Origin of the sequence: Pseudomonas sp. AKS31 (genome assembly GCF_023634765.1) — a bacterium.
Lineage (GTDB): Bacteria > Pseudomonadota > Gammaproteobacteria > Pseudomonadales > Pseudomonadaceae > Aquipseudomonas.
In genome coordinates this window covers 53,273-63,545 of sequence record NZ_JAMLFX010000007.1, presented here as the reverse complement: position 1 = coordinate 63,545, position 10,273 = coordinate 53,273, and the positions used below count along the sequence as shown (strand labels likewise).

Sequence of the window (10,273 nt, the reverse complement as noted above, 5' to 3'; positions counted from 1 at the left end):
TCGCTCCCACACTGGATCTCTGCACGCCACAAAAACTTGTGGGAGCTGGCTTGCCAGCGATGAGGCCGGGTCAGCCAACATTGTTTTGCCTGACCCACCGCTATCGCTGGCAAACCAGCTCCCACAGGTTTTGGTGGTGCATTGATCATCACCGCCCCAACAGAACTCACTGCACCGGCAAGAAATTCAGGAACAACAGACTCTGCGCGTAGTTAAGGCCGATCCGCCGATACCGCTCATCAAGCATCTGCGTGAGCAAATCCAGGCGGGCGACGATTTTGCTGAATTCGGTGGCGAAACTCAGGTTGCTGCCCTCCTCCGAAATCTCGTTGGAGAACAACAACGGCTGGCCTTCCTTGTTCTGCCGTTGCGACAGAATCCACATGGCCTTCTCGATGTTGCGCGCCGAGTTGTGCACGAATGTCGGGTTGATCGCATCGGTCATGTAGAACTCGGTGCGATTGCCGTGGGCGGTCACCAGCATGCTGCCGATCGCATAGATAAATGCGCCAACGCGGTCACCGAGAAATTCCGGACTCATCGCATAGCTGAGCGCAGCCAGATCCTTGCGACCGCCAAGCACCGGCAACGGCTGTTGCTGCTCGACGGCCAGGCGCACCTGTTTCACTGCCGCGTTGATGTTGAGGAAACCGGATTTGCGCAGTTCTTCGGGGTTGCGCAGGTACAGCTTGCCCATCAAACGGTAGAGGCTGTTGAGGTTGTCGCGCATCGCCAGCGTGGCCATGCGGTCGACGCTGGTCTGCAAAAACTCCTGCGGCTGGCCGTCACGCATCTGGTTGAAAAAGCCGTTGCCGTCCTGGTGACTGCAACCGCTGAACAGCAGCGACGACAGACACGCCAGCAACAGGCACGGGCGGCGGAAAAAAGCAGCGATCAGGGCAAAAGCTCTCGGCATGAAATCTCGAACAGGCACATTCCTGTGCGGCGGGAGTCACCGCATCCTGGCCATGGATAGAGCCGCCGATTGCGAAAAAGTGCAGTGGTGCGCACGACCAGCCGACCTTCGGCAATGCCTGCCCAACCAATTAGTATGTCTTTATTGTTGAAATAAACGATTAATCAACTATAAATTTCCTTCAACACCACAAATAGCATGACTAGTAACCGTGTAGGAGCTGCCGAAGGCTGCGATCTTTTGACTCTGTTTTTATAGCCAAGATCAAAAGATCGCAGCCTGCGGCAGCTCCTACACAGGGTCAGCAGCAATTTGAAAACAACAACAAAAAGGAAGGTCAACCATGCTTCAATCCCGTCACCTGCTCTCCGGCCTCGGACTGTCCCTGATGATCGCCACCCTCTCCGCCAACGCGGCCGGCCTCAGCGCCGAACACAAAGCCTTCGGCAAGACCAATGACGGCACGCCCGTCGAGCAATACATCCTGCGCAACAGCCACGGCATGCAAGCCACCGTCATCACCTACGGCGCGACCCTGCAATCGCTGAAAGTGGCGGACAAGCACGGCAAGTTCGACGACGTCGTGCTCGGCTTCGATGATGTCCAGGGTTACCAGAAAGGCACCGCCTACTTCGGCGCAACCATCGGCCGTTTCGGCAATCGCCTCGCCGAAGGTGCCTTCGAACTCGATGGCAAGCGCTATCAAGTGCCGCAGAATGACAAGACCAATGCGCTGCACGGCGGCCCGCAGGGCTTCGACAAGAAAGTCTGGAAAGCGCAGGAAACCAAGGACAAGGACTCCGTCGGCGTGACCCTGACCTATCTGTCGGCGGACGGTGAAATGGGTTTCCCCGGCAACCTCACCACCGAAGTGACCTATCGCCTCACCGACAACAACGAACTGCGCATCGACTACAAGGCCAGCACCGACAAACCGACCGTGCTCAACCTGACCAACCACAGCTACTTCAACCTCGCCGGCGCCGGCAATGGCGACATTCTCAAACAGGTCGCCACCCTGCACGCCAGCCATTACACCCCGGTCACCGCCAAGCTGATCCCGACCGGCGAACTGGCACCCGTGGCCGGCACGCCGATGGACTTCACCAAGCCAACCGAGATCGGCACGCACATCAAGGCGGATCATCCGCAACTGAAATTTGCCGAGCCGAAACAGGGTGGCTTCGATTTCAACTGGGCGCTGGATACCAAGGGCGATATCAATAAAGTCGCCACTGAGGTCAGCGATCCGCAGTCCGGCCGTGTGCTGCAACTGTTCACCACGGAGCCGGGTGTGCAGTTCTATACCAGCAACTTCCTCGACGGCACGGTCAAGGGCAAGGGTGGCAAGGTCTATCCGCATTGGGGCGCGTTTACCCTGGAGACTCAGCACTATCCGGATTCGCCGAATCAGCCGGACTTCCCGAGTACTCGGCTTGATCCGGGGCAGACTTACAGCCACAGCGTGGTGTTGAAGTTCTCCGCGAAATAACCTCCAACGCTGATCGCTCCCACGCTCCGCGTCCCTTCGCGAACTGGAACGCGGAGCGTCCCTTGAGGCATTCCATTGTTGCGCGTGGGAACGATCAATCACCAAGGAGATTACAGACCCACACGCTCCAATCCCTGACGCATGCCTTGATCCGCCTGCTCGCACCACTGCTTCAGCGTCAGACTCGGCGGCAGATTGGCCTCCAGGGTTTTGTATTGTCCATCGCCCAATACCTCACCCTTGCGACCATGGGCCTCGTTCTTATCGCCGTCACTCTTGTCCATCTGCCCTGGAATACCAGCAACAAACGCCACCATTTTATTGGCGTTCGCAGTGCTTTCAGCTTTCAGGAAACCTTTGTCAACGCAATGCTTAATCAGACCGGACATGTTGCGCCCAGTATCGTACATTCCTTTCAACGTAGCGGCGTCCGGCCCTTCTGCGTGAGCAACATTTACGGTGCCGAGAGTGGCGGTCAGTGCGAGGATCAAAGCGATGTTCTTCATGTTTATTCCTTTAATGGATGAAGCCAGGTTGTTTACTTGCAGTATTCCTGAGGGCGAACGAAGAGCTCACCCTCGTAGATTCAACTGACCACCGCTCCTTTCGGGCCACTGGCAATCAGCGCGGCCCCGCAGGCGGTTTTCATGCCGTCCAGCGCGATGGGCGTTCCATCGACGGTGTAAGTGCTGCTGCCTTCGGCAATTGGAAAAATGCCTTTGCACAGAGGACAACTGACTTTGTGGCCAACCCCTGCGACGGGCTTGCCGTTGAGGTCAGTCTGGGAAAAGGCTTCGAGGACTTTGCCACCGTGAGTGGTGGAGTCGCCCAAGCGAATGGCGTCTTTCATGTTGTCATTCCTTCGACTACGAGGGTTGACTGCAGCCTCGATCAATTTCGCGTCTTTCGGCCACCAATGGCAGAGAGTTTTATCAGAGGCAGGTTGCGTTTAATCAACCTTCAAAAACGTGGCCTGCCCCTGATATATTTCATAAATTTTTAGAGATTAAAAAGTGGCTATTCGCTGCAATTTGACCGAGAGTCAACCTACACGCGGAAGGCCTCATTTAAGCCAACCTCTTCATCCTCGTCCCCATCTTCAAGACACCTGAAATTTCTTCCATTGAGTGCTGTTTTAAGTAGGGCGTACAGTTCTGCTGATTGGAAATTCACTTGGAGCCACAGGGATTCATCATCCCCATAAATGAGACGAGTATCGTAAGCCCCACTGCTATTCAACGAGTGATCCTTCAAATAAAGATCACCGTCGCCCGAGCGAACACAAGCACTACTAGCTTTAACAATGTCGATGACATGCTGAGCTGTAGAGTTGTCGTCAAACACCAATTTGTATTCATAACTCATGATCCGTGTGGTCTCCCTCGGACAGCTGGTAAATCGGCAGGATTACGAATGCCAATGTGAGTTTTATTAGGATCGGTGGAAACTTTACCCTCATCATCCAGTTGATGATTGGACGGACCCTGTTTATGGATGTGTGAGTTGTTGCCAGATTTGTGAGAGCAGGCATTCAAGTTTCCGTACTTGTGAACCCTGACCTCTGAACCGTCTGAGTTTTACCGGCACAGACTACGCTTAATTAATTCTCCAAACGCAATCTATCTCCGAAAACTTTATTAATTAAAAGCAATCTCGAGCAGATGACTGTAAGCTATTCACTAATCAGTCGTCAGCTATCCAACCACCAGTACAAAAGCGTCTCGTCACTGTCATCGTCAAGATTTTTATAGACGTTAGCATAATAATATTCGACGCAGTTTTTTTCACGAAACTTATCAAAAAAAGCGTTGATTTTCTCCATTCCATTCTTTGCAGGGATAGCTAATGCTAACACTCCCTCGCATAAACCATCTAATGTACCATCTAACTCTTGAATGACATCATTCTGAAGCGCAGTTATATCCTCCGGGGAAATATAGTCTGCATAGATTTGAATACAGAAGTTACCGCCTCGCTTTAGTACCTCTGCAGGTGCATTTTTATCCTTAATTGAAACAATATCTCCTCTCGCCAGATTTTGCGCCAACCCAGGCGATGAGAGTAGCTCGTAAGTATCTTCACCAATTTGACGAGCGAGCAGTTCCTCACGGACTGCGCCATCGTCGTCTGCCATATATACCTGAATCAGCATAGGTGATTGCTTATCTTCCATAAGGGGCTCCACAGCTTCTACGTTCAACACACGACATCCCTTCCTGGACGTAACCACTATTCTCTGCGCTAAGGTTACACAATGCTCCCTCAAGATCCACGTTGACGTCTTCAAGGATTCCTCCTTTTCAGGTGGGCACATTCTTGTGTCCTAAGTGCATATCGTCTGGATTACTTGTCGTGTGTTGGCAGCGCCAGCATGTGAAAACGCTCGCAATAAAAATAATATGATCAAAATTCATTTATCGGCCCGCTGGAGTTATAGGGATCTTTGTATGATCGGCGCATGCCGTACAGTCTGAACAACAGGACAAAAGTGCACGTTCACAGACGTAGTGCACGGTGCAACCTGGTTCTCCATCGCTTTGAGTCGGGCTGCGTTCAAAGGTGAGTTTGTCGCCGTCCCAGCGTAACCGGCAAGTTTCGCCTCATAGTGCTACTACACTGAGACCAGTAAATGGCTATCACTTTTACTGAGCTACCTCGGTTGTAGCGCCAGCGCTTAGGCCTTTTATGGTCAGGCCCCTCCCTCGAGGGCTACTTTCGTAGCTAGCTTTTCAAACGCCTTACTGAAATCGCCAGTTTTGTTGATCATCTCAAAAAACCACTCATAAGACTCTTGCACGAAATCTTCATCGGAAACTCTGTCAGGATACATGACGCAAAATAAAGCTCTTACAGCGGCGTCCTCGTTATCTTCAATGTCGACATCGCGCCCTTTCGCCTCCAGAAAGTCCCAGCATTTAACTCTGGCAGCATTCAACTCCTTTTCATTTTTTCCCCCTTCAAACCAGTATTTTTGCGCAGTTGCAAACGCGCTTTTGACAATTGGGGACACTTCTTCGTCCTGAAGAACCAAACCTACACCCGCGCACATAAACTTCATTATGTTCCGAGCCGCTTCGGATTCAGCCTTACCTTTACTCAACTGCTCTGAAAAATGAACGATTTGATCATGACTAATCATGGTGAACTCCAAGTGTTGTGAGTACGGAGCTACAGGAGCGACACGCCTTTTTAGCGGTTCCATGCCCCTTGCCCGAGGTACCAATATTGACGGCTTCGCTTGTACCGCCCGCGGGATCCATTCCTGCGTCATAGGATCGGCTCAAGCACTCGATTTCTGCACACTTGCCATGCCATGGCTCACGTTGATCCTTCGGCACAGCCTTCAGGGCTTTCCTGACCTTGGGATGGACTGGATATCTCGATCCACTCACCCCTACAAACACTTTGCCACCGGTACGTAGTTCTGAGGCGGCGCCTGTGGTCTTACCCTTTTTCAGTGCAGCATCTGCGGCCTTTTTGGCAGTGTCACGTGCCAACCCCAGCGGATCAACCCAGCTAACAGGATTTGGCGCATATTCGTAAAGATTCAGTCCACCCGCATAACTGATCGGGTCTTTGCCGATAAAGCGCCCGATCAGCGGATCGTAGTACCGATAACGATTGTAATGCAGTCCGGTCTCGTGATCATGATACTGACCCTGGAAGCGTATTGGATTGGTCAGACCGACCTGCTGCGCAAATCGAGAACGAGTTTCTTGAACTTCACCCCATGCCTTGTACTGGGCACTCCAAGCGATATCTCCTTGCTGATCTGTCAGCTCTTGAGGTGTTCCCAGATGGTCACACTGATACCAGGCCAACACATCCAGAGGTTGCGCAGACGGGGTGTAATTCCACAACGGATCTTCTTCGAGATTGAAATCGCCAGCGTGCTCGACCTGAGTCAAAAGATTAATGAACTGATGTCGAAGCGCCTGAGCAACGGGAATAAAAGTGTCAGGTTCATAGATGTAGTGAACCGTACGACCGAGGCCTCCGTCGACCTGACCACGACTGCTTTCCCACGCAAGGTTGTCACCGTCCCAACCATACAGCGTAAAGCCGCAGCCGAGCTCAAGCTGCTTGCGTGCATACTCGTTTCGGTTCCATTCGGAGCCCGCCTCAGGCCGTTGTTTACAATAGGCGACAGAATTTTTATACAGACGCCGTCCCAGTGCGTCATAGGCGTAGTCAACGGACAAACGTCCGTCTTCGAAGTGCGCTAGACGGTCAAACAGATCCCACCGCATTCGACTGTAACGACCGTCGTGCCAGCGAAGCGTCCGATTGCCGCGATCGTCGTACTCGTAGTGTGTCCCGGCATACTCTCTCAAAAGATTGTCGAGTCGCTTACTGCGAGGAGCGTCTACAGACAGCGGACGCCGATCCTCCTCATTGGCCTTGTCCAGCAAATTACCGGCCGGATCGAATGCGAACGTTTCTGTGCCGAGTCGGCTGGCAGCACTCAACAGTCGGCCCACGGGGTCGTAACGATAAGCGAGCGGACCGCGACGGCTATCATTGATGTCAGTCAACTGGCCGGCCGCGTCGTATTGATAATCGCGTTTTAGCAGGGTGGTCTTATCATCGCTGCGACCCAACATTTGCTGCTGCAGTCGCCCAACGGCGTCCCACTGTTGCGTTTGAAGTAAATGGTTGCCTTGATGGCGTGCGACTTCCCGGTGCAGATCATCACGCTCGAGTCCGAGCAATTCGTGCTCGTCCAGGCGAAGCCCAAGCAAGTGCCCTGTCCCATAGGTCAACCAACTGACCCTATGCCCGTCCGGACGAATAGTGGCGATACGCTGATTCAACGCGTCGTACTCGTGTCGCCATACCGCGATTGTCGACTTCTCCAGCCCCAGATAGTGTTGGTGCTCGCGCAGCAGATTACCCGCAGCATCATGGAACCACTGCAAGCGACTATCTGCATTGGAGGCTTCGGTAAGGTTGCCATTGCCGTCATAAGCGAAACTTTCGCGCTGCGTTTGATCGCCTAAAGACGCTGAACGCTCGGCCAATCGGCCCATGGCATCGAAGCTCCAGGCAATGCGCCTGCTGCCGGTGACGGTATTGGCTAGTCGCCCAGTAACAGCGTCATAGCCATAACGGGTAATTTGCCCATCGAAACAGGCCTCCTGCAACAAACGCCCTAGAGAGTCATACTGGAACTGAGCACGCTTTTCGTTTTCATTTTCCAGCACCAGTAACCGTCCACAACGATCCCAGTGATAACGCAACGTCTGTTCGCACGCATCGACCCGCTCGCCAACTAAACCGGCCGCGGTATAACTCCAGCTCGTGCACTGACCCAATCCATCCGTATAAGCCAGTAGCCGGCCTTCTGCATCGTGTTGAAAACGCTCTTCGGTCTTGTCAGGATGCTTGGTGAGCACCAAGTGCCCTGCCTTGTACTCATGCTCGGTACTGTTACCTGCCGCATCCGTGTAACAAATCATCTGCCCACGTTCGTTGTATTCCCAACAGCTGGTTTTCCCTGAGCAGTCGGCATACTCCACCAATTGGCCGGCATCGTTGTAATCGAGCTTTTGTTCGTTGCCAAGGGCGTCCTTGACCCCCGTCACCAAACCCGCTGAGTTGTAGGCATATTCGGTCTTGTTTTCCAGCGGATCGATGGCTTCGATCAGGTTGCCACGATCATCGTATGCGCGCTGCCATTGGCCACCCTCGGCATCACTGATTTTGATCAGTTGATCCAGATCGTCATAGGCGTAATGCATTACGCTGCCATCAGCCCGGATATGTTCAAGCACGTTGCCACGCTCATCGTAGCTATACCGCTCTTCGCTGCCACTGGCGTGAACATGACGGATCAGATTCTTGGCCTCATCGCGGAAGAACCATTCCGAACGCTCATCCGGATGTCGAATACGATAGGTGTAGCCAAGGATGTCGTAGTAGTGCCAGGTTTCGTTTCCGTGGGCATCGGTGACATAGGTCAGCCGAATGTTTTCGTCCCATTCCAGGCGGGTGTCGAAGCTACCGTCATCCGCCCACTCGCGCACAGCGCGAGCCTTTGCATCCTGTCCTTGCCACTGCAGATTCATGCCACGGCCAGTGCGATCCGTGTAACGAGTAATCAAGTGATGCTGATACTCATAAACTCGGCTTGCCCCATTCTCATCCTGAGCCAGCAGAAGATCACCAGTGTCCCCATATTGATAAGCGCACAGTTGACGTTGAGGCGCACCGTCTCGAATTTCCCAGAGTCCGGTCAAGCGGCCATGCCCATCAATCATCGTCCCCAGGTGGGCCTGAACCTCTGCAATATCATCCTGGTAAGTGATCAGGTCGGACAGCACTGAATCCTTACCGTGACGATGCTCGTAATGCAGCATCATCCCAGCGCCATTGCGCAGTTCAACGCCCGTCAGAACGTAACGCTGGCCCCGGCGCATATAGGTTTCCTTGCGCTCGAAGCCACGGCAAAGCACCAACTGATCCTCGCTGGCCCTGACCAACGTGATGTTTTCAATCGCGTCGTAGTGAGAGAGCGCGATTTTGGGGAGCGGGTAATCATGGCTGCGGCCGTCAGCGTCGTGAAAAGTCACGCCATCACTACGGCAATCAAAACGCGTGGTCAGCGCTGTGATCCAGCGAGCACCGAGTTCACTTTGGTCATACTCAGCCAGACGTGAACTGTAGGTTCGCGTCCACTCTATCGGGAATGAACCGGACAAGCTGAAGTCGGTATGGCTGAGTGATTCTGAGCCCAATGCAAAACTGATGCTGTGCTGGGTTGCGGGCATTACCGTGTTTTTACAACTGTTACAGTTACTGGTTGCCGGCGCTTGTTGACTGGTTGCTTCCAGACGCCCCTCACCCGCTTTGCGCTGAGCTTTGGAAGTGGTGCCCGGCTTGACACTTGCACCTTGTCCATGAGCCTGACGCTTGCGCCAGGTAAGCACGGAACCGGCAAGCATTTGCAACAGCCAACCAATAGAATGCTGGACGCCAGGATCGCCGAGCTTTTTCATTTGGGTTTGTAATTCGACACCCAAAATGCGCAGCATCGAGGTATTGGTTAATACCAATGCCTTGGCATTTTCCGGCAGCAGATTCTTCGCTGCGCTGTTGGCCACACCCTTTCCCGCAGCCTTGTAGGCGCTGTAGGTAGCGCCAAGAAAATTACTGATGGACGCCTTGGGATCATGTAGAAACTGACTGCCAGCAGCGCTCATTTTTGCACTTGCAGCCTTCATGTCGCCCTTGGCGTCGAGCTTGCCATTGACCACAGCCTCCAGGCCTTTGGCAATCTCGTTGACAGCGTCATGTCCAAGCTTTCCGGCATCGTCAAGAATTGACGCAAGCTTGGGTTGAGCCTGTTTTACAAAGTCGTCGATGGTGCCAACGATGGTCGCGTTCAAATGTCCGATCAGCACTTCGATCAGTGAGTCCCCCAATAGCACCTTTGCGCTATTGCGCAGCTCCTGGCGCACCAGCGATAACGTCGGGCGCAACGTCATCCGCGCCGATGCCATGGTAGGCGGTGCAGGCAATACACCTATCAGGTTGATGCCCAGACTCACCCAGTCCAGTACCTCCCTCTGCTTGCTTTTGGCAAGGGTAACGATGTCGCCGAGCGCATCGACCAACGCCATGATGTTACCTACCACCGGCAACGCGCCAGCGACGTTTTTCACCCGCTCAAGCGTAACCACACCTCCGCTGAGAGACTGCAGCCAAGCATCAAATTTCGCCGCCCCGCGACCGACATCCTTGATGTCGATGGTATTGAGAGGCGCGACCGCAACCTGCGGTTCTCGTTTCTTTGCAACAGCAGTTTCATTTGTCATGACAGCAACTCACCGGCCAGCAGCCCCAGCCTTTATGCACAATTTTTG

At 53.4% G+C, this 10,273-nt stretch carries 8 protein-coding genes; 1 reads left to right on the top strand and 7 read right to left on the bottom strand.

What is annotated here, in order from left to right:
- Positions 1–166 precede the first annotated feature (166 nt).
- Positions 167–916: a hypothetical protein gene (locus M9827_RS18760; protein WP_250606567.1), complete on the bottom strand. Its 750-nt coding sequence runs from the start codon at positions 914–916 to the stop codon at positions 167–169.
- Between the two features lie 343 nt (positions 917–1,259).
- Between M9827_RS18760 and M9827_RS18755 the strand changes: the two genes are divergently transcribed.
- Positions 1,260–2,408 (top strand): aldose epimerase family protein, encoded by a 1,149-nt coding sequence (locus M9827_RS18755; protein WP_250606566.1) that lies wholly within the window; start codon positions 1,260–1,262, stop codon positions 2,406–2,408.
- Positions 2,409–2,518: 110 nt separating this feature from the next.
- Here the strand turns inward: M9827_RS18755 and M9827_RS18750 are convergent, their stop codons facing one another.
- The 6 genes from M9827_RS18750 to M9827_RS18725 all read right to left on the bottom strand — a co-directional run bounded on the left by M9827_RS18750 (position 2,519) and on the right by M9827_RS18725 (position 10,225).
- A complete protein-coding gene (locus M9827_RS18750) occupies positions 2,519–2,914 on the bottom strand; it encodes a hypothetical protein (protein WP_250606565.1) in 396 nt (131 codons plus the stop codon).
- Positions 2,915–2,994: 80 nt separating this feature from the next.
- Positions 2,995–3,258, bottom strand: coding sequence for a PAAR domain-containing protein (locus M9827_RS18745; protein WP_250606564.1), 264 nt, complete (start codon positions 3,256–3,258; stop codon positions 2,995–2,997).
- A 197-nt stretch (positions 3,259–3,455) separates the two neighbouring features.
- The gene (locus M9827_RS18740) at positions 3,456–3,773 is read right to left on the bottom strand and encodes a hypothetical protein (RefSeq protein ID WP_150693835.1); all 318 of its coding nucleotides are present in this window, start codon (positions 3,771–3,773) and stop codon (positions 3,456–3,458) included.
- 325 nt (positions 3,774–4,098) lie between these two features.
- Complete coding sequence (locus tag M9827_RS18735; RefSeq protein WP_150708988.1) at positions 4,099–4,581, bottom strand: DUF4265 domain-containing protein; 483 nt, start codon at positions 4,579–4,581, stop codon at positions 4,099–4,101.
- Positions 4,582–5,097: 516 nt separating this feature from the next.
- Positions 5,098–5,547, bottom strand: a complete 450-nt coding sequence (locus M9827_RS18730) for a hypothetical protein (RefSeq protein ID WP_250606563.1) — start codon at positions 5,545–5,547, stop codon at positions 5,098–5,100.
- A complete protein-coding gene (locus M9827_RS18725) occupies positions 5,540–10,225 on the bottom strand; it encodes an RHS repeat-associated core domain-containing protein (protein WP_250606562.1) in 4,686 nt (1,561 codons plus the stop codon). Before M9827_RS18725 ends, M9827_RS18730 begins: the two co-directional genes overlap by 8 nt.
- Positions 10,226–10,273 lie beyond the last annotated feature (48 nt).

Bases quoted from the DNA above. Each gene is read 5' to 3' on its own strand.
- M9827_RS18755 (WP_250606566.1), top strand. From the start codon at position 1,260: ATGCTTCAATCCCGTCACCTGCTCTCCGGCCTCGGACTGTCCCTGATG.
- M9827_RS18745 (WP_250606564.1), bottom strand. From the start codon at position 3,258: ATGAAAGACGCCATTCGCTTGGGCGACTCCACCACTCACGGTGGCAAA.
- M9827_RS18735 (WP_150708988.1), bottom strand. From the start codon at position 4,581: ATGGAAGATAAGCAATCACCTATGCTGATTCAGGTATATATGGCAGAC.
- M9827_RS18725 (WP_250606562.1), bottom strand. From the start codon at position 10,225: ATGACAAATGAAACTGCTGTTGCAAAGAAACGAGAACCGCAGGTTGCG.
- M9827_RS18740 (WP_150693835.1), bottom strand. From the start codon at position 3,773: ATGAGTTATGAATACAAATTGGTGTTTGACGACAACTCTACAGCTCAG.
- M9827_RS18750 (WP_250606565.1), bottom strand. From the start codon at position 2,914: ATGAAGAACATCGCTTTGATCCTCGCACTGACCGCCACTCTCGGCACC.
- M9827_RS18760 (WP_250606567.1), bottom strand. From the start codon at position 916: ATGCCGAGAGCTTTTGCCCTGATCGCTGCTTTTTTCCGCCGCCCGTGC.
- M9827_RS18730 (WP_250606563.1), bottom strand. From the start codon at position 5,547: ATGATTAGTCATGATCAAATCGTTCATTTTTCAGAGCAGTTGAGTAAA.